We start from the raw sequence: 23277 nt of genomic DNA, 5'->3' as shown, positions 1-23277 counted from the left end.
TTCGCCATGTCTGTTCGCCAAATTCTAGTGAGCGCCGTTGGCCTCGCGCTCGTTGGGGTCGGCTTGTCCGCCTGTGGTCAAAAAGGCTCGCTTTACCTGCCGACCGATCCGGCCGCAAAAGACCGGGCCACCTTGCCCCAGGTCCTGATACCCGGCCGCACCACCACGACCGAAACGCCGACGAAGCCCGCGCAAGCGCCGGCCCCGCAAAAAGATAACGATGCTCCGGCATCCACCGAAGGCACGAAATGAGCCAGCCGGCACTTCTTCCAGGACACCCGCACATCGCACGCACGAGGGGCGATCTGCAGGTCGAAGCCGTCTCGCTCGCCTCGCTGGCACGTGAGCACGGCACGCCCCTCTTCGTCTATTCGAAGCAATGGATGCTCGACGCGCTGGCTGCCTATCAGCGCGGCTTCGAGGGCCGCGATGCCATGGTCTGCTATGCGATCAAGGCCAATTCCTCGCTCGGCGTCCTGCGCGTCTTCGCGCAAGCGGGCTGCGGCTTCGACATCGTGTCGGGCGGCGAGCTCGCGCGGGTGCTCGCGGCGGGCGCCGATCCGGCCAAGGTGATCTTTTCCGGTGTCGGCAAGACGCGCGCCGAGATGCGGCAGGCGCTCGCCGCCGGCATCGGCTGCTTCAACGTCGAAAGCGAGGCCGAGCTCGAGGTGCTCAATGCCGTCGCGCTCGAGGAGGGCCGGCGCGCAGCCATCAGCGTGCGGATCAATCCCAACGTGGACCCGAAGACGCACCCCTACATCTCGACCGGCCTGAAGGGCAACAAGTTCGGCGTGGCGCATGACCGTGCAGTCGCGATCTATGGCCACGCGGCATCGCTCGCGGGCCTCGAGGTGGTCGGCATCGACTGCCACATCGGCTCGCAGATCACCGACGCGTCGCCCTACCTCGAGGCGCTGGAGCGCGTGCTCGATCTGGTCGAGGCGATCGAGAAGACCGGCATCCGGCTGCACCACCTCGACTTCGGCGGCGGTCTGGGCATCGACTACAACGGCGACACTCCGCCCGGCGCCGATGCGCTCTGGCGGCAGATGCTGGCACGCCTCGATGCGCGCGGCTTCGGACAGCGGCGGCTCATCGTCGAACCCGGCCGTTCGCTGGTCGGCAATGCCGGCGTCTGCGTCACGCAGGTGCTCTACACCAAGCCGGGCGAAGAGAAGAACTTCTGCATCGTCGATGCGGCAATGAACGATCTGCCCCGGCCGGCGATGTACCAGGCTTTCCACCAGATCGTCCCGCTGACCGCTCGCGACGATGGCGAGGCCGTCCTCTACGACGTGGTCGGTCCGGTGTGCGAAAGCGGCGACTGGATCGGGCGCGACCGCAAGCTGCAGGTCGCAGAGGGCGACCTGCTCGCCGTGCTCTCGGCCGGCGCGTACTGCATGGCGATGGCGAGCAACTACAACACCCGCGGCCGCGCGGCCGAAGTGCTGGTCAGCGGCGAGCGCGCCACGCTCATCCGCCGCCGTGAAACGCTCGACGACCAGTTGCGCGCGGAGCGGCTGGAGGACTGAGTCGCCAGCCGCAGCCGCCGGATCATTCGGTCGGCTGCGGCTGCACGCCTGCGCTTCCCATTGGCACAGGCCGCAGCGGCTTCCTCTTGCTGGCGAAGTTCCACACCCGCCATCCGAGCAGGACGCCGATGATCGCGGCATAGACGAAGACTTCGGCGAAGTTGTGCTTGCCGGCCCGCATCCAGAAGAAGTGCAGGAGGCCCAGGCCGGCAATCAGGTAGACCAGCCGATGGAGCAGCTGCCAGCGCTTCGCGCCGAGCGCCCTGATCGCGCGATTGAACGACGTCGCGGCCAGCGGCGTGAGCAGCAGGAATGCGCTGAAACCGACCAGGATGAACGGCCGCTTGGCGATGTCCTTGGCGATGTCCTGCAGCTCGAAGCCCATGTCGAACCAGCTGTAGCTCAGCAGATGGAAGACGACGTAGAAGTAGGCGAAGAGCCCCAGCATCCGGCGAAAGCGCGCCAGCGCGTTGGTCTTGGTGATGACCCGCAACGGCGTGACGGCCAGCACGATGCAGATGAAGCGAAGCGTCCAGTCGCCGGCCGAGCGGATCAGGTGCTCCGCCGGGTTCGCGCCGAGGCCGTCGGTGAGCGCACCGTAGAACAGCCACGCGAACGGCAGAAGGCAAAGCACGAAGACGACCGGCTTGGCCGCCGGGTGCATCAGGAGCTTGTTCACGGCCAGGCCCAATCAGTAGTACTTCTTCAGGTCCATGCCCGCGTAGAGCTGGCCGACCTGCGCCTCGTAGCCGTTGAACAACAGCGTCTTGGTGCGCTTCGCGAAGAGGCCGCCGCCATCGCCGATGCGGCGCTCGGTGGCCTGGCTCCAGCGCGGGTGGTCGACGTTGGGGTTCACGTTCGAATAGAAGCCGTATTCCTGCGCCGCGGCCTTGTTCCACGCCGTGCCCGGCTCCTTCTCGACGAAGCGGATCTTGACGATCGACTTGCCGCTCTTGAAGCCGTACTTCCACGGCACCACGACGCGCACCGGCGCGCCGTTCTGGTTGGGCAGCACCTCGCCGTACATGCCGAAGGTGAGGAGCGTGAGCGGGTGCATCGCCTCGTCCATGCGCAGGCCTTCGGTGTAGGGCCAGTCGAGGATGCGCGAGCCGACGTAGGGCATGGTCTTGGGGTCGGCCAGCGTCACGAACTCGACGTACTTGGCGCTGCCCTGCGGCTCCACGCGCTTGATCAGTTCGGCCAGCGAATAGCCGACCCACGGAATCACCATGGACCAGCCCTCGACGCAGCGCAGCCGGTAGATGCGCTCTTCCTGGGCGCTCAGCTTGATCAGGTCTTCGATCCCGAACTTGCCGGGCTTGTTGACGAGGCCTTCGACCTCCACGGTCCAGGGACGGGTCTTGAGCGTGCCGGCGTTCTTGACCGGGTCGCCCTTGTCGGTGCCGAACTCGTAGTAGTTGTTGTAGCTGGTGGCGTCCTTGTAGTCCGTCAGCTTTTCCATCGTCTGCGCGCCCGGGACGGCCGACTGGGCCCCGCGCAGCGGCGGCAGCTTTCCGGGCCCGGTGGCCTCAGCAAGCGCGTCGCGCGATGCCCATGACGCCATCGCGGCGCCGGCCACGCCGCTCGCCAGCCACTTGAGCATGTCGCGACGTCCCTCGTAGACGCCTCGCGGCGTGATTTCGCTCGAATCGGGATGGATGAAGCCGCTGTCGCGGGATTGAATCAGCATGGATCGCCTTTCACCAGAAACTGCCGTGCAAGCATAGATTCGTTGCCAGCCTCGAATTGGTTACGCGCGATCCGGATTCTGTTCACGCTGACTTCCCTTGTCAGCCCCGCTACAGCGTGCCGTAGCTGTGCAGGCCGCTCAAGAACATGTTGACGCCCAGGAAGGCGAAGGTCGTGACCGCCAGCCCGCCGAGCGCCCACCAGGCCGCGACCGTCCCGCGCAGGCCCTTGACCAGCCGCATGTGCAACCAGGCCGCATAGTTGAGCCAGACGATCAGCGCCCAGGTTTCCTTGGGGTCCCAGCTCCAGTAGCCGCCCCACGCGTCGGCGGCCCACAGTGCGCCCAGCACCGTGGCGATGGTGAAGAACGCAAAGCCCACGGTGATGGACTTGTACATCACGTCGTCCAGCACCTCGTTGGCCGGAAGCCGCGCCGCGATGCGCCGGCGGCCCAGCAGGATGCCGGCGGCGATCAGCGCCGAGATGAGCGCATAGCCCACCCAGTAGCTCCCGCCAGCCTCCTGCGCGCGCTGGCGGAATGCCACCGGCACGAAGCACAGTGCGACGCCGAGCAGCCAGATCGGTGTCAGCTTGTACCAGCGCGTCTCCTGGGCCTGCTCCTTGATCAGGTAGGCGAATGCCACCATGGCGGAGAGCGAGAAGGTGCCGTAGCCGATGAAATTGGCCGGCACGTGCAGCTTCATCCACCAGCTTTGCAGCGCCGGCACCAGCGGCTGGATCTCTTGCGCATCGCGCACCAGCGTGTACCACAGCAGGAAGCCGACCGCCGCGCTGACCACCAGCATCACGAACGCGCCCAGAGCGCGCGTGCGGTAGCGCGATTCGAAGTAGAGATAGAACGCCGCCGTCAGCCAGCAGAAGAGGACGAAGACCTCATACAGGTTGCTGACCGGGATGTGCCCGATGTCCGGACCGAGCTGATGGCTCTCGTACCAGCGGACCATCGTGCCGATCAGCGCCATGGCCACTGCGGCCCACGCGAGGCGCGAGCCGATGAGATCCATGGTGTCGCCCTGCCCCCCAGGGGGGCCGTTTTTGTCTTGGGGCGGCCCGGCGACAAAAAAAGCCCCCACGCTCGGCACTTCGTGTCCTCGCTGCCCCCGGAGGGGGCCGTTTTTGTCTTGGGGCGGCCCGGCGACAAAAAAGCCGATCCAGTAGAACAGCGTGCTCATGAAGAAGAGCACGCTCATCCAGAGGATGGCCGACTGGCTCGACAGGAAGTACTTGAGCCAGAAGACCGAGTCGGCGCGTGCCAGATCGCCCTGGTAGGAGGCGATCGCCAACAGCGACGCAGCGGCCACCACGATCGCGAGCACCCGCAGCGGACGCCAGAACCAGCCGATCGAGATGGTCGCGGCCACCGCGGCGATCAGGATGGTCTTCTCGTAGTAGTCCATCGATGCCGCATAGCGCGAGAACGCGATGGCGCCGCCAGCCAGCACCAGCACGGCAAAGACCCAGTCGAACACGCTGCGCCGCGAGAGCCAGCTGTCGTTGAGCGTGAGGGTGGTCGTGGTCATGGCGCGGTGTCTTTCCTGATGGCGAGCAGCTTGTCCTTGAGGTGCTCGAATTCACGATCGCTGTCCATGGTCTTGCGGTTGACCGAGAAAGCCATGGTGGCCGCGGTGCCATCCGCGGATGTGTCGTCCTTCGCGAGCCACACCCAGAGCCGGCGCTCGCGGATGTAGAGCATGGCAAAAATGCCGATGATCAGCAACAAACACCCCAAATAGACGATGTTCTTGCCGGGGGCACGCGCCACCTGGAAGACGCTGGCCTGCACCTGCTTGAAGTCCGTCAGCAGCATCGCCACCGGCGCCGGGTAGAAGTGCGCATCGCTGATCGCCAGCACCGCCTGCGTGAGATAGGCCTGCGTCTTTTCATCGGCGGGCAGCGCCGCCAGGCCGGCCTTCTCGCGGCTCACGTTGAGCACCTCGAAGAGCACGTCGTTGAGGATGCGCACCAGCACCGCGCCGGCGCGCTCGCGCTCGCCTTCCGGCACATTGGCCTCCATGAACTCGGCAATGGCCTGCCAGCCGCCGGTGCTGACCGCGTTGGCCTTGGCGCGCTCCGCGCCGGCAAAGAGCGCGAGGGCGCGACCGGCCGACGCGCGAAGCTGCTCGGCGAGCTCCGGCCGCTTGGGGTCGGTCGCGCGCGCGATGTAGCGGTCGATGGCGCGCGCCCGCGCAGCGCCGTCCGCCAGCGTATCGCGCATGCGCACGAAGTCGTCCATCGAGCCCTTGTCGTCGGCCGGGACGCGGAGGTAGCGGAAGGGCTCGTCCGGCCGCTCGCGCACGCCGAGCAGGAACACCGGCTGACCGTCGCCGGTGTCGACCGGCACCATGTAGTTCTGGAATTCGCGCGCCTGCCCTGCCGCATCGCGCAGCTTGTAGCCGATGCTGGGCCCGATGTTGCGCAGCACCTTCGGCCTGTTCGTCTTGTTGGCGGCGCCCAGCCGCGATTCGAGTTCGCCGCGCAGGTCGACCTTGCGCACGTCGGCGCCGCTGGTCATCGGGCCGCCCGCGGCTTCACCGAAGTTCTCGACGTTGATCACGCGCAGCGCGGTGTATTCGAGCGTGAGGCGGTCGGTGCCGTTGGTGATCTCGCTGCTGTTGCCGATGATGCCCTCGACCTCGAAGGGCTTGGCGGCCGCGGCCATCGGAACGGCCTTGAGCTTCACGCTCGAACCGCCGTCGTCGAAGCTCGACTGGTAGATCTCGATGCCCTTGTAGCTCGCCGGATGGTTCACCTCGATGCGTGCCGGGACCTGTGCGCCGGTCTCGCGGTCGTGCAGCACGACTTCGCTCGCGAACAGCTTGGGCATGCCGGTCGAGTAGTAGTCGACGATGAACTTCTTCAGCTCGATCGAGAACGGCAGTTCCTGCAGCAGCACGCCGTCCGACTGGTTGAGGATCGCGACCGCCGACTGCCCGCCTTCGGGCACCAGGATGTTGCCGCGGAAGGTCGGGTTGTTCGGCGACAGGCGGTGCTGGGGCGGCACGTCGGCGATCAGCCCGCCGCCCGTGTAGATGCTCTTGCCGTTGAACCAGGTCTGCGCGCGCACGATCAGGTCGCCATCGAGCAGGCCGCCCAGGCACACCAGCACGATCGCGCCGTGCGCCGCGATGTAACCGAGCTTGTGCGCACCACCCGCGCGCGCCGCGACCATCCAGCCTTCGCCCTCCCGGTGCTGCAGCTTGACCTTCCATCCGCCGCTCGCCAGAAGCTGCCCGATGCGATTGGCCGCGCCGTCGGGCGTCTCGGCAAGAACCGTTTCGGCGCGCTGCCCGAAGGCCCGCAGGCTCTGCGCGCGGATGCCTTCCTTGTAGGTGCGCAGGTCCGCGACGATCCGCGGTGTGTTGCGTGCGATGCACAGCGAGGTGCTGATCACCAGGAACGCCAGGATCAGCAGGAACCACCAGGCGCTGTAGACCGAATCGAGCCGCGCGGTCTGGAAGAGCTCGGCCCAGAACGGCCCGAACTGGTTGATGTAGTTGTTGATCGGCTCATGCTGCTTGAGCACGGTGCCGATGATCGACGCGATGCAGATGACGGTCAGCAACGCGATCGCGAAGCGCATCGACGAAAGCAGCTCCACCGCCGCACGGGCCGCGCGGGGACCGTGATGGACTCGAAGACCGTGGGTGTAGACCGACATGAAAAGCGAACTCTCGAAAAGCAAAAAGGCGGGCCATCCTCGCTGGATCGGCCCGCCTGTTTGGGGTTTGTTATCGGCGGTTAGTTCACGGGCGAGCCGCGGGGATTCATCGCAGCCCGGCGATGTAGTCGGCCACGGCCTTGATCTCGCGGTCGCTGAGCTTGGCGGTCACGCCGGTCATCTGGGGCGAATTCTGGCGGGCGCCGTCGCGGAACAGGGTTAGCTGCTGCACCGTGTAGTCGGCATGCTGGCCGCCCAGACGCGGGTACTGCGACGGAATGCCTGCGCCGTCCGGGCTGTGGCAGCCGGCACATGCGGGGATCTGGCGATCGGCCAGGCCGCCGCGGAAGATCTTCTCGCCGAGCGTGACGAGGTCCTTTTCCTTGGCGAAACCGGTCTTGACCTTCTTCGAGCCCACGAACCAGGCGATGTTGCGCATGTCTTCCTCGGACAGCGAGGCCACCATCGGCTTCATGATGGCGCTCTTGCGCTTGCCGGACTGGAAGTCCTGGAGCTGCTTGAAGATGTATTCGGGATGCTGCTGCGCGAGCTTGGGGTTGGTCGCGATCGCGGAGTTGCCGTCTGCGTTGTGGCAGGAAGCGCAGGCCGCGCCATTCGGAGGCGCCGTGGTGAAGAGTGCTTCGCCTTTGGCCGGGTCGGGCTTCTTGGCGGGCGCCGCAGCGGCCGGCTTTTCGGTTTGCTCGTCGGCCGCAAAGCCGACGTTGACGACGGCGCTCAGAAGGGCCGCAAGCAGAAAATTGGCAAACAACTTCATATCGGGGGCTCGAATTTATGGCGCAAAACCCGGCGATTCTACAATGGCGCCCCGCTAGGAAAGCCCATCAATGACCACCCCGCCGCGCAAGCCGGCCGCCCCCTTCCGCACCCGATCCGCCGTCGACCCGGCGCTGGCCGAGCGCTTCCGCACCGCGCGCGGCTGGCTGCACACCGCCCATTTCCTCACGAGCGCGCCGCAGCTCGAGCACCTGCCGCAGCTCGAGCTGCCGGAAATCGCCTTCGTCGGCCGCTCCAACGCGGGCAAGTCCACCGCGATCAACACGCTCACGCAGCAGACCCGCCTGGCCTTCGCGTCGAAGACGCCGGGACGCACGCAACACATCAACCTGTTCGGCGTCGGCAAGCAGAAGGTCGACGATGCGGTGCTCGCCGACCTCCCGGGCTACGGCTATGCGGCGGTTCCGCGCGAGGCCAAGCTGCGCTGGCAGCGCGTGATGGGCAACTACCTGATGACGCGCGAGACCCTGCGCGGCGTGGTGCTGATGTGCGATCCGCGGCATGGCCTGACCGAACTCGACGAGATCCTGCTCGAGGTGATCCGCCCGCGCGTCGAGCAGGGCCTCAAGTTCCTCGTGCTGCTCACCAAGGCCGACAAGCTGACCCGCTCGGAAGGCGCCAAGGTGCTGTCCATCGTGCGACTGCAGGCCGGCGGCGGAGAGGTCAAACTGTTCTCCGCGCTGAAGCTGCAGGGCGTCGACGAGGCGGCCGAACTGCTGTGGCGCTGGACCCACCCGGAAGAACCCGGCCAGACAGGCGAGACGGAGCCGGCAGCCCCAGGAGACTGAATCCGCGGTCACCGGGCGCCTCATCCGCAAGAGCAACCAAGGAGACGACCCGTGATCGAGACTTTCACCCGCGCATTGCCCAACGGCACCACCCTCAGCTGCCGCGCGACGGGCGCCGCGGGACGTCCGCTGATGATGTTCCTGCACGGCTTCCCCGAAGCCGCGTTCATCTGGGACGAACTGCTCGAGCATTTCGCGCGGCCCGAGAACGGCGGCTTCCGGTGCGTCGCGCCGAACCTGCGCGGATTCGAGAAGTCGAGTTCGCCCGCCGAAGCAGCGGCCTACCGCCCGCATCTGCTGGTGCAGGACGTCGCCGAACTCGCCGCGAGTGAGAACGCGCAAGGCCGGATCGAGGTGCTCGTGGCGCACGACTGGGGCGGCGCCTTCGGATGGGGCTACGCGAACCAGCACGCCGACCGGCTCGGCCGGCTGGTCATCATCAATTCCCCGCACCCCGGCACCTTCGCGCGCGAACTGCTGAACAGTCCGGCGCAACAGGCCGCGAGCGCCTACATGAACTTCCTCGCGCGGCCCGACGCCGAGGCCCTGCTGGCCGAGGATGACTTCCGGCGCATGTGGACCTTCTTCGAGCGGATGAAGGCCGGGCCCGAGGGCTACGGCTGGCTGACCGAGCCAGTGAAGGATCAATACCGGGAAATCTGGCGAGCCGGGCTCACTGGCGGATGCAATCTCTACCGCATCACGCCGCTGAAACCGGCGATGCCCGGCCAGACCGCCCAGATTCCGATGCTCCCGATGGAACGCCTCACAATCACCGTGCCCACGCTGGTGCTGTGGGCGCTCGACGACGTGGCGCTGCTGCCGGGCCTTTTGCAAGGGCTCGAAGCGTACGTCCCCAACATCGACATCCGGAAGGTTCCGGGTGCGACGCACTGGATCGTGCATGAGCAACCGGACCTCGTCGCCGGCGAGATCAAGGCCTTCCTGGCCCGGACTCAGTAAATGGAGGGCTCGCCCTCGGGGCGCGTCTTGAAGCGCCGGTGCACCCAGTAGTACTGCGAGGGCATGGTGTCGATGTACTGCTCGAGCCGCTTGTTCATGAGGGCGGTGTCGGCCATCACGTCATCGGTCGGGAAGTCCTTCCATGCCGGCAGCAGCTCGATCTCGTAGCCGCCCTCGACGAGCCTCGAGATCACCGGCACCACTCTCGCGCGACCCAGCCGGGCGAAACGCGACAGCGACGGCATGGTCGCCGCCTGCACGCCATAGAACGGCACGAACACGGTCTGGTCGCGACCGAAGTCCATGTCGGGGAGCAGGTACAGCAAACCGCCCTTGCGTAGCCCCGCGACGATCGGCTTGATGCCGTCGACGCGATTCAGGGTCGTCACGTTGCCGAAGCGCCTGCGGCCTTCGCCGACCCATTCGTCGATCATCGGATCGCGCTGGGTCGTGTAGATGGTGGTGGAGGGGCGCGCGGTTCGCATCGTGAGCCCCGTGGCCGCTGCATCCAGCCCGTAGAAGTGGGGCGCGAACAGGATGGTCGGCTCGTCACCGTTGATGAGCGCGTCGATCTCGCTCGCGCATCCCACGACCTTCAGGCGGCTGGCCACCACCTCTTCGGGGGCGTGCCAGAGCCAGCTTCGGTCGAGCCACGACTGGGCGACGTAGACGAAGGTCTCGCGCGCGATGCGACTGCGCTCGGCGGCCGATTTCTCGGGAAAGCACAACGCCAGATTGGCATCGACGACACGCCGGCGAGGCTTGGCGAGCAGGTACAGGACCGGCCCCAGCGCGGCGCCGAAACCGCGCACCAGGGGCAGCGGCACGCGGGCCAGGGCGCGCATGAAGCCGATGCCGAGTCGCGACGTGAGGCTCATGCGACACCCTTCGGGCTGTCGGCCGTCACGACCTCTTCGCGCGGCTCTTTGTAGCGCGCGTAGTCCCAGACATACTGGCCGGGGAGGCTGCGGATCAGGCGCTCGATGCCCTCGTTCATCGCGGTCGCGGCGGCCTCGGGCGTGGCTTTGGGGTCGCTCATCGCTGTGCCGTCGAAGGGCTCGAAGCGAATCGCATAGCCCGCGCCGCGCGGCAGCCGCTCGCACACGCCCAGGAAGACGCGTGCGCCGGTCTGCTGCGCGAGGCGCGGCAGCAGCGTCATCGTGTAGGCGGGGCGGCCGAAGAACGGCGCCCAGACGCCCTGTCCGAGCGGCGGCACCTGGTCGGGCAGGATGCCGGTGTAGCCGCCGCTGCGCAGGGTGCGGATCAGGCCCCGCACGCCGGCCACGGTGGTGGGCAGGGTCTGCAGTCCGGGGCGGTCGCGCGAACCGGCGATCAGGTCCGCCATGAATCGCTTGCGCGCCGGCCGGAAGAGCGCGGTGATCGGTCCGTAGGTCTCGAAGAAGCGCTCGCCGACCGCCTGTCCGAAGGTTTCCCAGCTGCCGAGGTGCGGCGACACGAGGATCACGCCCTTTCGTGCCGCGAGCGCGGCCTCGAATTCCTCGATGCCGTCCCAGCGCACGATGTGCGGCAGCAGGCTCTGCCCCTCTGGCCGCGACCAGACCAGTGGAAGCTCCCCCACCATCCGGCCCGCCGCGGCGATTGCCGGGCGGTACTGCTGCGGCGTGAAGCCCGCGGCCTTCGCGTTTTCCTTGAACCGCCGCCGGTAGTCCGGCGCCAACCACCAGACCAGCCACCCGATGCAGCCGCCGATCGCATGCATCCAGGGCAGCGGCACGCGCGCGAGCAATCGGAACAAAGTGATCATCGAGACAGGGGGTGAAAAGATGGCGCGCGCGCAACAAGGGCGCGGCTCGAATAGAATGCGGATTGTCGCCGAGTTATGGAACTACTTGCAGGGCGACGTTAAACCCAACTGCTAAAGCGTTCGCCAAAGCTCCACGAGGCTGGCAACGCGCCAACCAACTTGCATGGAGTTTCATCGAATGGCGAACGACTTTCTCTTCACCTCCGAATCGGTTTCCGAAGGCCACCCCGACAAGGTCGCGGACCAGATCTCGGACGCGATCCTGGACGCGATCTTCGCCCAGGACCCCCGCTCGCGCGTCGCCGCGGAGACGCTGACCAACACCGGCCTCGTGGTCCTCGCCGGCGAGATCACCACCAACGCGCATGTCGACTACATCCAGGTCGCGCGCGACACCATCAAGCGCATCGGCTACGACAACACCGACTACGGTATCGACTACAAGGGTTGCGCCGTGATGGTCTGCTACGACAAGCAGTCCAACGACATCGCCCAGGGCGTGGACCACGCGAGCGACGACCACCTGAACACCGGCGCCGGCGACCAGGGCCTGATGTTCGGCTACGCCTGCGACGAAACGCCCGAGCTGATGCCCGCGCCGATCTACTACGCGCACCGCCTCGTCGAGCGCCAGGCCCAGCTGCGCAAGGACGGCCGCCTGCCCTTCCTGCGCCCCGATGCCAAGAGCCAGGTCACGATGCGCTATGTCAACGGCAAGCCGCACAGCATCGACACCGTCGTGCTCTCGACGCAGCACCACCCCGACCAGAGCGAGACGCCGACCAAGATGAAGTCCTCGTTCATCGAGGCGGTCGTCGAGGAAATCATCAAGCCCGTGCTCCCCAAGGAGTGGCTGAAGGAGACCAAGTACCTGATCAACCCGACCGGCCGCTTCGTCATCGGCGGCCCGCAGGGCGATTGCGGTCTCACCGGCCGCAAGATCATCGTCGACACCTACGGCGGCGCCTGCCCGCACGGCGGCGGCGCGTTCTCGGGCAAGGACCCGAGCAAGGTGGACCGCTCGGCCGCCTACGCCGCGCGCTACGTGGCCAAGAACATCGTCGCCGCAGGCCTTGCGCGCCAGTGCCAGATCCAGGTCGCCTACGCGATCGGCGTGGCCCGCCCGATGAACGTGACCGTCTACACCGAAGGCACGGGCGTCATTCCCGACGAGAAGATCGCCGAACTGGTGCAGGAGCACTTCGACCTGCGTCCGAAGGGCATCATCCAGATGCTCGACCTGCTGCGCCCGATCTACAGCAAGACCGCGGCGTACGGCCACTTCGGCCGCGAGGAGCCCGAGTTCACCTGGGAGCGCACCGACAAGGCCGCCCTCCTGCGCGCCGCCGCCGGCCGCTGACGCCGTCGGCGCGGCGCCGCCATCGAAGCCTGTGGATGCTCCCGCATCCGCAGGCTTTTTTCATTGCGGCTCAGGGGCCGCCGGACAGCAGCGCTTCCACCTCTTCGTCGCTCGTCTGCCCGAAGTCCTGATACCAGAGGCCGACCGCCCGGAAGTGCGCGGGCGTGTAGGGGCAGACCACCTCGTCGGCCAGCGCACCCACGATCTGGACGGCCTCGACCGAGGCCACGGGCACCGCGACCACGATCCGCTTCGGGTTGGCCGTTCGCGCCGCCTGCACCGCGGCGCTCATCGTCGCGCCCGTGGCCAGGCCGTCGTCGACCAGGATCAGCACCCGGTCGGTCATCTCGGGCGCGGGCCGGCCTGCGCGATAGCGCCGTTCGCGCCGCGTGAGCTCGGCCTGCTCGCGGGCGACGATCGCTTCGAGCTGTCGCTCCGATACGGGCCAGGCGCCCTCGGGTTCGCTCATCACGCGGATGCCACCCGACGCGATCGCACCCATCGCGAATTCCTCCTGGCCCGGGAAGCCCAGCTTGCGCACCACGAGCACGTCGAGCGGCGCAGCGAGCGCCTGCGCCACTTCCCAAGCCACCGGCACGCCGCCGCGCGGCAGGGCCAGCACCAGCACATCGGACCGCCCGCGCCAGGCCTCGAGCGCCTTGGCGAGCCGGCGGCCGGCATCACGCCGATCCTTGAATTGCATCCGAGCTCCTTTCGGCCGGATTTCAGAAGCGATAGGCCCCGCTCATCCCGACCGTCCAGTTGCGCCCTGGCGCCGGCTCGATGTGGCGGCCATTGCCCTCGTTGACGATGACCGAGCCGATGTAGTGCTTGTCGAACAGGTTGTCGACGCGCGCAAAGGCATTGAATTCGAAGCGGTCCCAGCGCTTCACGTAGCCGGCGAACAGCGCCACCACACCATAGCCCGGCGCGCTGACCGTGTTGCGATCATTGGCTTCGATGCTGGAGGCGGCGCGCAGCTCGGTGCCGCCGCGCCACCCCTCCGGCGGCACCCAGCCGTAGGAAGCGAAGAGCAGCTGCGACGGGATGCCGGGGATGCGGTTGCCGGCCGGCACGAAGCTCGCCGCCGTGCAGGGTACGGTGCCGCAGAACGGGTCGCTGTAGCGCGCGTCGAGCCAGGTGTAGGCGAGCTGCGTGCGCCAGTGGTTCTCGGTCTCGTGCTGCCAGGCGAGTTCGAGGCCGTCGCGCTTGGTGCGGCCGGCATTCTGGAAGGTCGCGCGGCCGCCGACGTTGGTGGCGGTCACGATCTCGTCGTCGGTGCGGGTTTCGAACACCGCGGCGGTCAGCAGCCCGCCGGCGAGCCGCGCCTTGGCGCCCACCTCGACGCTGTCATTGGTCGCGGGCTGCAGCGCGAAGTTGAGGCCGCTCCTGCCATCGGGCCGATAGGACAGCTCGTTGAGCGTCGGCGTCTCGAAGCCGCGCCCCACCGAGGTGTAGAACGCCAGATCGCGCGTGGCCTCGTAGCGCAGGGAAGCCACCGGGAGCGTCTTCTCGTAGCGCACGCTGCCGCTGTCGTCGCGGTTCGCGCCGACGATGTAGTGGTCCTCGGAATCGAAATCGACCTTGCTGTGGCGCACACCGAGTTCGAGCGTCCACTGGTCGGCGAACCGCCAGTTGGCCTGCGCGTAGGGATCGACGTTGTAGACCTTGTTGATCTCGTTGCGCCGCAGCCGGCCCTGCACGCCGAGGATCGGGTTCAGGGCGCTGCCGATGTAGTTCTCGTAGCCGGTGCGGTGCTCGCGCAGGTCGTCGTAGCCGAGGCCGGCGACGATCTCGAAGGGACGGCCGGCCAAGGTCAGCTGCGAGGTCCATCGCACATCGGCGCCGCCATAGTCGCGGTCCAGGCCGATCACGCCGCCGGCGCTCGTCGGGCTCAGCTGCGCCGACGGCGGGATGGCCTGGAACTGCGTGGTCTTGCGCTCGCCGGTGTAGAGCATCAGCCGCAGCCCGTTGGCCGAGTCGATGCGGCGCTCGTACAAGAGGCCGCCCTGCGTCTGGTCCACGGTCTTGCGGGTGTTGAACTGCTCCGCGACAGCGGCGCTGCGCGGGTTCAAGGCGTATTGCTCGGCCGTCAGGCCGAGCGGGTCCTGCGCGTTGATGTTCACGCTGTTGACGATCAGCGTGAGCCGGCTTCCATCGTCGAGCGAGAAGCCCATCTTGCCGTTGACGATGTTGCGCTGCGCTTCGCTGTGATCGCGCCAGCCGTCGGTGGAGAAATGGCTTCCGCTCAGCAGGTAGTCCACCGCGCCGGACGAGCCGCTCACCTGCGAGCTGATGCGGCTGGTGCCGAAGCTGCCGCCGGCCATCGAGAAGCCGAGCCGCGGCGGCCCCTCGCCGGTCTCGGTGAACGACTGCACCACCCCGCCCGACGAGTTGCCGTACAGCGCCGAGAAAGGCCCGCGCAGCACCTCGACGCGATCGAGCGAGCCGATGTCGATGTTGGAGGTCTGCCCCTGGCCGTCCGGCATGGTCGCTGGGATGCCGTCGACATAGAGCCGCACGCCGCGGACGCCGAATGTCGAACGCGCGCCGAAGCCGCGAATCGACAGCTGCAGGTCCTGCGCGTAGTTCTGCCGGTTCTGGATCAGGAGGCCCGGCACCGGCCCGAGGCCTTCGGAGAGGTTGACGCCGAGGCGGCTGTCGCGGATGTCATCGCCATCCACCCGATCGACCGAGCCGGGGACATCGAAAGCCGGGGCCGGGCCGCGCGGCGTGGAGACCGTGACTTCGCCGAGCGTCGGCGCGGCCACCTGTGCATGAAGCGCGGGCGACGCCGCGAACAGGACGCAGGCCGAAAGGGCGACGGTCTTTTTCATCGCCGCGATTCTGCGGGGATGCGCCGCGTCGCGGTGGGGGGACTGACCCTAGGGAAGCGCGAGTGGAGCTGCCGGCGGCTACCATCCCGCGCCAATCCTTTCGGCCAGCCATGTCCCCATCTCTCGTTCGGCCATTTCCGCTTCTTCGCTGCTTCGTGTTCGCGCTGGCCTGCCTGCTCGCGGCTTGCGCGAGCGTTCCGCCGCGCACGGTCACGCCGTACGCGCCGGGACTTCCGCCGTCGCAGGCGACCGAGCTGGGCCGGCTCACCGCGGGTTTCCGCCACGACCCCGACGGCCTGTCCGGCGCCCGGGTCCTGCCGCAGGCCGCCTTCGCGCTCGATGCCCGGCTTGCGCTCATCCGCCGGGCCCGGTCGTCGCTCGATCTGCAGTACTACCTGCTCGGCAACGACAAGACCGGCAAGCTGGTCGCGCGCGAACTCCGCGACGCCGCCGCGCGCGGCGTGCGGGTGCGGCTCTTGCTCGACGACTTCTACACCACCAGGCTCGATCCGATGCTGCTGGGCCTGGCGGCCCATCCGAACGTCGAGATCCGCCTGTTCAACCCGTTCGTGACCGGCAGGGATCATTCCGCGACGCGCTGGATGAACTTCGCAGCCGACTTCCGCCGCCTCAACCACCGGATGCACAACAAGCTGTTCATCGCCGACGGCGCGCTGGCGGTGGTCGGGGGCCGGAACCTCGCGGACGAGTATTTCCTGCGCGCGAGCGGCGCCAATTTCATCGACCTCGACGTGATGCTGGCGGGGCCGGTCGTGGCCGACCTCCAGACGATCTTCGACAACTACTGGAACAGCGAGGTCGTGTTCCCCCTGCACGACATCGTGCAGAGCACCAGGCCGCCCGACGAACTGCGCAGCAGGTTCGACGCGATCACTTCCATGGGAGAGGCGCCGCTGCCGCCCGCAACGCCGGAAACCGACATGTTCGGCGAGCCGCCCGTGAGCGCTGCCATCGCGCAAGGCAGGCTGGACCTGAGTCCGACGCGGGCCAGCGCGATCGCGGATTCGCCCAACAAGGCGCTGGTCGCCGCCGAGGGCGACGATCCCCGCCAGCACCGCCCGCCGACCGTGGCCGAGCGCATGCGCGCCCAGTTCGAGCACGCCCGGTCCGAGATCAACATCATCTCGCCCTACTTCATCCCGGGCGAAGCGGGCATGAACGACATCGCGCGGCTTCGCGCACGCGGCATCCGCATCACGGTGGCGACGAACTCGCTGGCCGACACCGACGAGCCGCTGGTGAACATCAACTACAACCGCTTCCGCGTCGAGATGCTCAAGCTCGGCGTGTCGCTCTACGAGGTGAGCTCGGAGCAGATGAAGCGCAGCCTGAACCTGCGCAAGATCTTCCGGGAGTCGCGCGGCGCGCTCCATGCCAAGCTCGCGCTGGTCGACCGCGAATGGGCGCTCGTCGGCTCGCTGAATTTCGATCCGCGCTCGGCCTACCTCAATACCGAACTCGGCGTGCGCCTGGACAGCTACGACGTCGCGCATCGCCTGCTCGAAGCCTTCCAGATCGACAACGTCGAAAGCGTCTACGAAGTCCGGCTGCGACCGGGCACGGATTCGATCCAGTGGGTGACGACCGATGGCGAGAACATCGTGCTCGACGAGGAACCGGACGCCAACGCGCTGGTCAAGCTGAAGCTGCTGCTGTTCTCGTGGTTCGTGCCCACCGACCTGCTCTAGAAGGGCCTGTTCACCCTATTTCCGGGGTCTCGGAAATAGGGTGAACAGGCCCTCTAGCCGCGCTCGACTTTTGGCTCGGCCGGGAAGATGATGGCCGTCCCCACTTCGACCTCGGACACAGGGCGCACAGCATGGCCTCGCGAATCAACCCCCTCGCCGGCAAGCCGGCACCGCCCGAAACCCTCATCGACGTCGACCGGCTCATCGCGGCCTACCACGACGGCATTCCGGACCCGGCCGTCCCGGCGCAGCGCGTGGCGTTCGGCACCTCGGGCCATCGCGGCACGTCCTTCGAGCTGTCGTTCAACGCATGGCATGTGCTCGCCATGACGCAGGCGATCTGCGACTGGCGCAAGGCGCATGCGATCGACGGGCCGCTGTTCCTCGGCATCGACACGCACGCCCTGTCCGGCCCGGCCGCCGAGAGCGCGCTCGAGGTGCTGGCGGCGAATGGCGTCGACGTGATGCTGGCGGCGAACGGCGAGTTCACGCCGACGCCCGCGCTCTCGCACGCGATCCTCACGCACAACCGCAGCCGGCCCTCCGGGCTCGCGGATGGCATCGTGGTCACGCCTTCGCACAATCCTCCGCGCGACGGCGGCTTCAAGTACAACCCGCCCAACGGCGGACCGGCCGCGCAGGACATCACGGGCTGGATCGAGTCCGCCGCCAACCGCTATCTCGAAGGGCGGCAGGGCGGCGTGAAGCGCATGCCGCATGCCGACGCATTGCGCGCGGCCACGACCCACCGGCACAGCTACCTCGACGCCTACGTCGGCGACCTCGAACACGTGATCGACATGGCCGCGATCCAGGGCGCCAAGGTCCGCATCGGCGTCGACCCGATGGGGGGCGCCGGCGTGCACTACTGGAGCGCCATCGCCGACCGCTACAAGATCGACCTGAGCGTGGTCAACGATGCGGTCGACCCGCGTTTCGGCTTCATGACGCTCGACTGGGACGGCCAGATCCGCATGGATCCCTCGTCGGCCTACGCGATGCAGCGCCTGCTCGACATCAAGGACCGCTTCGACGTCGGCTGTGCCTGCGACACGGACCACGATCGCCACGGCATCGTGACCCGCAGCGCCGGATTGATGCAGCCGAACCACTATCTCTGCGTGGCCATCGACTACTTGTTCCAGCATCGCCCGCAGTGGCCGGCGACCGCCGCGGTCGGCAAGACCGCCGTATCGACCGCGCTCATCGACCGGGTCACTGCCCGGCTCGGCCGCCGGCTGTACGAGGTGCCGGTGGGCTTCAAGTGGTTCGTGGAGGGCCTCCTGGATGCCTCGCTCGGCTTCGTCGGCGAGGAGAGCGCGGGGGCCACGTTCCTGCGCCGCGACGGTTCGGCCTGGACCACCGACAAGGACGGCATCACGGCGGCGCTGCTCGCGGCCGAGATCACGGCCCGCACGGGACGGGATCCCGGTGCGCACTACGCCGATCTCGCGGCTGAATTCGGCCGCCCGTACGCCGACCGGATCGACGCACCGGCCACCGTGCCGCAGAAGAAGCAGCTGGCCGCGCTCACGCCCGACCGCCTGCAGGCGAGCGAACTCGCCGGGGATCGGATCACCAGCGTGCTCAGCCACGCGCCGGGCAACGGCGGCGCGATCGGCGGGGTCAAGGTGATCTCCGAAGGCGGCTGGTTCGCTGCGCGCCCGTCCGGAACCGAGAACATCTACAAGATCTACGGCGAGAGCTTCCGCAGCGCCGAGCACTTGCAGCGCATCCTCGGCGAGGCGCAGGCGATCGTCGATGCGGCGATCGCGCCCGCTTCCTGACCTTCGGAACGAGTCGTTACTTTCCTACGCGCGATCGGGACGCCGGCAGACCCACCCGGCGACTGATCAGGCGCATCCTCGGTACGTCACACTGGAGGAAAGCAATGATCAAGATCGGAATCGTGGATGACCATGCCATCGTGCGCACGGGTCTGCGCGACTTCTTCTCGCAACATGTCGATCTCCGCGTCGTCGGGGAAGCCGCGACGGGGCGCGAAGCGATCGATCTCGTGCGGTCCAACGAAATCGACGTGCTCGTGATGGACCTCTCAATGCCGGGCCAGAGCGGCATCGACGCGATCGCGATGATCCGCGCCAAGGCGCCGGATACCGGCATCCTGATCCTGAGCGGCTATCCGGAGGAGCACTACGCGATGAACCTCATCCGGCAGGGCGCCAGCGGCTACCTCAACAAGGAGTGCGATCCGATGGAGATCGTGGATGCGATCCGCACCATCGCGCTGGGGCGTCGCTACATCACGCCGGCGGTGGCCGAGTTGCTCGCGCGGCAGCTCGATCGCAACAGCGACGTCGCGCCGCACGAGCAGTTGTCGGAGCGCGAATTCCAGGTCTTCCTCAAGCTCGCGACCGGCGAAACGGCCGGCAGCATCGCCGAGTCGCTGTCGCTGTCGGTGAAGACGGTGAGCACCTATCGCAGCCGGCTGATGGAAAAGATGAATCTCACGTCCAACAGCGACCTGACCTACTACGCGCTCAAGAACCAGTTGATCAGCTAGGCACCCGTGGGCGCGCTGCCCGGCGGCCTTTTGTCCTGCCAGGCTTTCGCAACTGCCTCGGCCGAAGCACACTCTCACCGCGCAGGACGCTTTTTCAGCGAATGCGAGGTTTCTCATGAATGTGCGTTTCGTTTTCGTCGCGTGCCTTTCGATGGCAGCCGCCGGTGGGCCCTGGCCGGCGCATGCCCAGACGACGAGCGCCGCCGGCATCTCCGCCGAATCGAGCGAGCAGCTCGAAGCCGACTACCGCGTGATTGCCGCCCGCTGCGGAACCCCCGCCTTCGAGAAGTCCTTCTACAAGCAATCGAGGGCCGCGGTCGCCGCCGGCCTGGTCACGCGGCACCGCGACCCGGCGCAGGTCGAGAAGAGCGTGACCGCGCTCAGGCGCAACCCGGTGGTGCTGATCGGCGCACAGTCCGACTGTCCGGCCCAGATCGAGCACCTGAAGGAAGTCCAGAAGGAACGCGCCAAGGCGCTGCGCAGAGGCGGCGGCGGAGCCAGGGCATGAGCCGCCCGGCCGTTCCGAAGGCGAATCCCGAAGCGCTGCTGCGCGAGGGTAGTCCAGTGAGCCGCCGGGCCGCCCCAAGGCGAATACCGCGGCGCTTCTGCGCGGAGGTTACCCAATGATCCGAGCATCAACCACATTCCCGGCCCGGTGCGCGATGACGAAAGCTGTAGGCCCTCGGTCGACAACACCGGTCGATTGGCCGATTTCCAATCCCGTCGGCCCCAAGCAGACTGCCCGCATCGAAATCGTCAAGGGATGCGGACCATGGAAACTGACCTCTACACGCTGGGCGTACTCGGGATGGTGCTGATCTGCGGCTGGCTCGTGAACCATGCCAATCCCTGGAGCGCTTCGGATCTCGCGCCGGCACTGCGGCTTCAGCTGGTCCGGTCAACCGACGCCATTCGCGGCATACCGCATCACCGGTGAGATCCTCGCGGCCCCTGGCCGTGCTCGTTTAACCCACCACGCGCATTGGCCTACCCGGCTGTGAAATCATCGGGGGAATATTTCGACATCCCCGACATGCCGCATTTGATGCTGACGACGGCCTCCGGCGAAACCACGCCGATCACGCTCAAGCCCGACGAGAACACACTGGGCCGGGGCCCCAGGAACGACATCGTCATCGACTCCCCGCAGGCGAGCCGCGTCCACGCCGTCATCACGGTCGAGCCGGCGTTCGTCACCATCCGGGACCTGGGCAGCCGCAACGGGACCTACGTCAACGACCACCGCATCCAGAGTCAGATGCTGGTCCACGACGACACGATCAGGCTTGGAAGCTACGAAATGCGCTTCGTCTCGGGCGACCAGGAATTCAGCCACGTCGAAGCCGAGCGGGTCTCCACCGAGCCCCGGCTGCTGCTGCAGCTGGACCTGGAAGACGACCCCACCGCGACCGATCTGCCCACGACGAGCCCGGGAAAACCCTGATTCAGAATGGCCGCATCGGCGAAGCCGTTCTCGAAACGGCCTCGCGCCGACCTTGAAACGACACAAAACGCCCTTATGATTAGCACTCGTTGAAGTTGAGTGCTAACAACCACGGCGCTCTCGACAATGCGGTGCAGGCCTGGTGCCGGGCACCGAACCCAACCCCCCGTTTCTTATCAGGAGATGCAATGAAACTTCGTCCTTTGGCCGATCGCGTGATCGTCAAGCGCATTGAAAGCGAAACCAAGACCGCCTCGGGCATCGTGATCCCCGACAACGCGGCTGAAAAGCCCGATCAAGGCGAAGTCCTGGCCGTCGGCCCGGGCAAGAAGAACGACAAGGGCGACATCGCGGCGATGAGCGTCAAGGTCGGCGACCGCGTGCTGTTCGGCAAGTACAGCGGCCAGACCGTCAAGGTCGATGGCGACGAACTCCTGGTCATGAAGGAAGACGACCTGTTCGCGGTCGTCGAGAAGTAATCCCTCCTTCATCCCCCAACACAAACTGAATCTCGGAGAAATCACATGGCAGCAAAAGACGTAGTCTTCGGCGGCGAAGCCCGCGCGCGCATGGTCGAAGGCGTGAACATCCTCGCCAACGCAGTCAAGGTCACCCTCGGTCCCAAGGGCCGCAACGTGGTGCTCGAGCGCTCCTTCGGCGCCCCCACGGTGACCAAGGACGGCGTGTCGGTCGCCAAGGAAATCGAACTCAAGGACAAGTTCCAGAACATGGGCGCCCAGCTCGTGAAGGAAGTGGCCTCGAAGACCTCGGACAACGCCGGTGACGGCACCACCACCGCGACCGTGCTGGCCCAGGCCATCGTTCGCGAAGGCTTCAAGTACGTGGCCGCCGGCATCAACCCGATGGACCTCAAGCGCGGCATCGACCGCGCCGTCGCGGCCCTGGTCGAAGAGCTGAAGAAGGCATCGAAGGCCACCACCACCTCGAAGGAAATCGCGCAAGTCGGCTCGATCTCGGCCAACAGCGACGAGACGATCGGCAAGATCATCGCTGACGCGATGGACAAGGTCGGCAAGGAAGGCGTCATCACCGTCGAAGACGGCAAGTCGCTCGACAGCGAACTCGACGTCGTCGAAGGCATGCAGTTCGACCGCGGCTACCTGTCGCCCTACTTCATCAACAACCCCGAAAAGCAGAGCGCGATCCTCGAGAACCCGTTCGTGCTGCTGTTCGACAAGAAGATCAGCAACATCCGCGACCTGCTGCCGACGCTGGAACAAGTCGCCAAGGCCGGCCGTCCGCTGCTGATCATCGCTGAGGAAGTCGAAGGCGAAGCCCTCGCGACGCTGGTGGTCAACACCATCCGCGGCATCCTGAAGGTCGTGGCCGTCAAGGCGCCTGGCTTCGGCGACCGCCGCAAGGCCATGCTCGAAGACATCGCCATCCTGACGGGCGGCAAGGTCATCGCCGAAGAAGTGGGCCTGACCCTCGAGAAGGTGACGCTGGCTGACCTCGGCCAGGCCAAGCGCATCGAAGTGGGCAAGGAAAACACCATCATCATCGACGGCGCCGGCGCCAACGCCGACATCGAAGCCCGCGTGAAGCAGATCCGCGTGCAGATCGAGGAAGCCACCAGCGACTACGACCGCGAAAAGCTGCAAGAGCGCGTGGCCAAGCTGGCCGGCGGCGTGGCCGTGATCAAGGTCGGCGCTGCCACCGAAGTCGAAATGAAGGAAAAGAAGGCGCGCGTCGAAGACGCCCTGCACGCCACCCGCGCTGCAGTGGAAGAAGGCGTGGTGGCCGGTGGCGGCGTGGCACTGCTGCGTGCCAAGCAAGCCGTGGGCGACAAGATCAAGGGCGACAACGCCGACCAGGACGCCGGCATCAAGCTGGTCCTGAAGGCGGTCGAAGCGCCCCTGCGCGAAATCGTGAACAACGCCGGCGGCGAAGCCAGCGTCGTGGTGAACGCAGTTCTGGCCGGCAAGGGCAACTACGGCTTCAATGCCCAGAACGACACCTACGGCGACATGCTCGAGCTGGGCATCCTGGACCCGACGAAGGTCACCCGCACCGCTCTGCAGAACGCTGCCTCGGTGGCTTCGCTGCTGCTGACGACCGAAGCCATGGTCGCCGAAGCACCGAAGGACGAGCCGGCTGCCGGCGGCGGCATGCCCGACATGGGCGGCATGGGTGGCATGGGCGGCATGGGCATGTAATTCACGCCCGGCTTC

General features: G+C 66.9%; 22 protein-coding genes. 13 read left to right on the top strand and 9 right to left on the bottom strand.

Annotation, left to right across the window (positions count from 1 at the left end):
• The first annotated feature begins 6 nt into the window (after positions 1-6).
• Together lptM and lysA are read left to right on the top strand one after the other, a co-directional pair.
• Positions 7-252 carry an LPS translocon maturation chaperone LptM gene (lptM, locus tag VAR608DRAFT_RS21205; RefSeq protein WP_088955852.1) on the top strand — a complete coding sequence of 82 codons (246 nt, stop codon included), beginning with the start codon at positions 7-9 and terminating at the stop codon, positions 250-252.
• Positions 249-1532 carry a diaminopimelate decarboxylase gene (gene lysA, locus VAR608DRAFT_RS21200; protein WP_088955851.1) on the top strand — a complete coding sequence of 428 codons (1284 nt, stop codon included), beginning with the start codon at positions 249-251 and terminating at the stop codon, positions 1530-1532. The genes lptM and lysA overlap by 4 nt, the downstream gene beginning before the upstream one ends.
• A gap of 22 nt (positions 1533-1554) precedes the next feature.
• Here the strand turns inward: lysA and VAR608DRAFT_RS21195 are convergent, their stop codons facing one another.
• The 5 genes from VAR608DRAFT_RS21195 to VAR608DRAFT_RS21175 all read right to left on the bottom strand — a co-directional run bounded on the left by VAR608DRAFT_RS21195 (position 1555) and on the right by VAR608DRAFT_RS21175 (position 7675).
• Positions 1555-2211 carry a sulfite oxidase heme-binding subunit YedZ gene (locus tag VAR608DRAFT_RS21195; RefSeq protein ID WP_088958896.1) on the bottom strand — a complete coding sequence of 219 codons (657 nt, stop codon included), beginning with the start codon at positions 2209-2211 and terminating at the stop codon, positions 1555-1557.
• Positions 2212-2223: 12 nt separating this feature from the next.
• Positions 2224-3222: a protein-methionine-sulfoxide reductase catalytic subunit MsrP gene (gene msrP, locus VAR608DRAFT_RS21190; RefSeq protein WP_088955850.1), complete on the bottom strand. Its 999-nt coding sequence runs from the start codon at positions 3220-3222 to the stop codon at positions 2224-2226.
• 109 nt (positions 3223-3331) lie between these two features.
• Entirely contained in the window at positions 3332-4762 is a 1431-nt protein-coding gene (gene ccsB / locus VAR608DRAFT_RS21185) for a c-type cytochrome biogenesis protein CcsB (protein WP_088955849.1), read from the bottom strand.
• Positions 4759-6900 (bottom strand): cytochrome c biogenesis protein ResB, encoded by a 2142-nt coding sequence (locus VAR608DRAFT_RS21180; protein WP_088958895.1) that lies wholly within the window; start codon positions 6898-6900, stop codon positions 4759-4761. The genes ccsB and VAR608DRAFT_RS21180 overlap by 4 nt, the downstream gene beginning before the upstream one ends.
• A gap of 106 nt (positions 6901-7006) precedes the next feature.
• Positions 7007-7675: a c-type cytochrome gene (locus VAR608DRAFT_RS21175; protein WP_088955848.1), complete on the bottom strand. Its 669-nt coding sequence runs from the start codon at positions 7673-7675 to the stop codon at positions 7007-7009.
• A 70-nt stretch (positions 7676-7745) separates the two neighbouring features.
• Here VAR608DRAFT_RS21175 and yihA point away from each other — a divergent pair, with 70 nt between their 5' ends.
• A complete protein-coding gene (gene yihA, locus VAR608DRAFT_RS21170; protein WP_088955847.1) occupies positions 7746-8483 on the top strand; it encodes a ribosome biogenesis GTP-binding protein YihA/YsxC in 738 nt (245 codons plus the stop codon).
• A 51-nt stretch (positions 8484-8534) separates the two neighbouring features.
• On the top strand, positions 8535-9446 hold the full coding sequence (locus tag VAR608DRAFT_RS21165; RefSeq protein WP_088955846.1) for an alpha/beta fold hydrolase: 912 nt from the start codon (positions 8535-8537) through the stop codon (positions 9444-9446).
• Here VAR608DRAFT_RS21165 and VAR608DRAFT_RS21160 read toward each other — a convergent pair.
• A complete protein-coding gene (locus VAR608DRAFT_RS21160; RefSeq protein WP_088955845.1) occupies positions 9440-10324 on the bottom strand; it encodes an LpxL/LpxP family acyltransferase in 885 nt (294 codons plus the stop codon). The two genes, VAR608DRAFT_RS21165 and VAR608DRAFT_RS21160, sit on opposite strands and share 7 nt — an antisense overlap.
• On the bottom strand, positions 10321-11211 hold the full coding sequence (locus VAR608DRAFT_RS21155; RefSeq protein WP_088955844.1) for a lysophospholipid acyltransferase family protein: 891 nt from the start codon (positions 11209-11211) through the stop codon (positions 10321-10323). Before VAR608DRAFT_RS21155 ends, VAR608DRAFT_RS21160 begins: the two co-directional genes overlap by 4 nt.
• Positions 11212-11389: 178 nt before the next feature.
• Between VAR608DRAFT_RS21155 and metK the strand changes: the two genes are divergently transcribed.
• The gene (metK, locus tag VAR608DRAFT_RS21150) at positions 11390-12571 is read left to right on the top strand and encodes a methionine adenosyltransferase (RefSeq protein WP_088955843.1); all 1182 of its coding nucleotides are present in this window, start codon (positions 11390-11392) and stop codon (positions 12569-12571) included.
• Positions 12572-12641: 70 nt separating this feature from the next.
• Here metK and VAR608DRAFT_RS21145 read toward each other — a convergent pair whose 3' ends face one another.
• Together VAR608DRAFT_RS21145 and VAR608DRAFT_RS21140 are read right to left on the bottom strand one after the other, a co-directional pair.
• On the bottom strand, positions 12642-13274 hold the full coding sequence (locus VAR608DRAFT_RS21145; RefSeq protein WP_088955842.1) for a phosphoribosyltransferase: 633 nt from the start codon (positions 13272-13274) through the stop codon (positions 12642-12644).
• Positions 13275-13296: 22 nt separating this feature from the next.
• Positions 13297-15408 carry a TonB-dependent receptor gene (locus VAR608DRAFT_RS21140; RefSeq protein WP_088955841.1) on the bottom strand — a complete coding sequence of 704 codons (2112 nt, stop codon included), beginning with the start codon at positions 15406-15408 and terminating at the stop codon, positions 13297-13299.
• Positions 15409-15518: 110 nt separating this feature from the next.
• On the opposite strand from VAR608DRAFT_RS21140, the gene VAR608DRAFT_RS21135 reads away from it, so the two are divergent.
• The 8 genes from VAR608DRAFT_RS21135 to groL all read left to right on the top strand — a co-directional run bounded on the left by VAR608DRAFT_RS21135 (position 15519) and on the right by groL (position 23262).
• On the top strand, positions 15519-17117 hold the full coding sequence (locus tag VAR608DRAFT_RS21135) for a phospholipase D family protein (protein ID WP_088955840.1): 1599 nt from the start codon (positions 15519-15521) through the stop codon (positions 17115-17117).
• 131 nt (positions 17118-17248) lie between these two features.
• Positions 17249-18904: a phosphoglucomutase (alpha-D-glucose-1,6-bisphosphate-dependent) gene (pgm, locus tag VAR608DRAFT_RS21130; RefSeq protein ID WP_088955839.1), complete on the top strand. Its 1656-nt coding sequence runs from the start codon at positions 17249-17251 to the stop codon at positions 18902-18904.
• A gap of 104 nt (positions 18905-19008) precedes the next feature.
• Positions 19009-19641 carry a response regulator gene (locus VAR608DRAFT_RS21125; protein WP_088955838.1) on the top strand — a complete coding sequence of 211 codons (633 nt, stop codon included), beginning with the start codon at positions 19009-19011 and terminating at the stop codon, positions 19639-19641.
• 115 nt (positions 19642-19756) lie between these two features.
• Positions 19757-20149 (top strand): hypothetical protein, encoded by a 393-nt coding sequence (locus VAR608DRAFT_RS21120; protein WP_088955837.1) that lies wholly within the window; start codon positions 19757-19759, stop codon positions 20147-20149.
• 264 nt (positions 20150-20413) lie between these two features.
• Entirely contained in the window at positions 20414-20578 is a 165-nt protein-coding gene (locus VAR608DRAFT_RS37185) for a hypothetical protein (RefSeq protein WP_157731080.1), read from the top strand.
• A gap of 96 nt (positions 20579-20674) precedes the next feature.
• Entirely contained in the window at positions 20675-21085 is a 411-nt protein-coding gene (locus VAR608DRAFT_RS21115) for an FHA domain-containing protein (RefSeq protein WP_157731079.1), read from the top strand.
• Between the two features lie 188 nt (positions 21086-21273).
• Complete coding sequence (groES, locus tag VAR608DRAFT_RS21110; RefSeq protein WP_088955835.1) at positions 21274-21564, top strand: co-chaperone GroES; 291 nt, start codon at positions 21274-21276, stop codon at positions 21562-21564.
• A 45-nt stretch (positions 21565-21609) separates the two neighbouring features.
• Complete coding sequence (gene groL, locus VAR608DRAFT_RS21105) at positions 21610-23262, top strand: chaperonin GroEL (RefSeq protein ID WP_088955834.1); 1653 nt, start codon at positions 21610-21612, stop codon at positions 23260-23262.
• Positions 23263-23277 lie beyond the last annotated feature (15 nt).

Origin of the sequence: Variovorax sp. HW608 (genome assembly GCF_900090195.1) — a bacterium.
Taxonomy (GTDB): Bacteria; Pseudomonadota; Gammaproteobacteria; order Burkholderiales; family Burkholderiaceae_C; genus Variovorax.
Note: the sequence above shows the minus strand (reverse complement) of the source record. Positions and strands in the feature narration are given on the sequence as shown.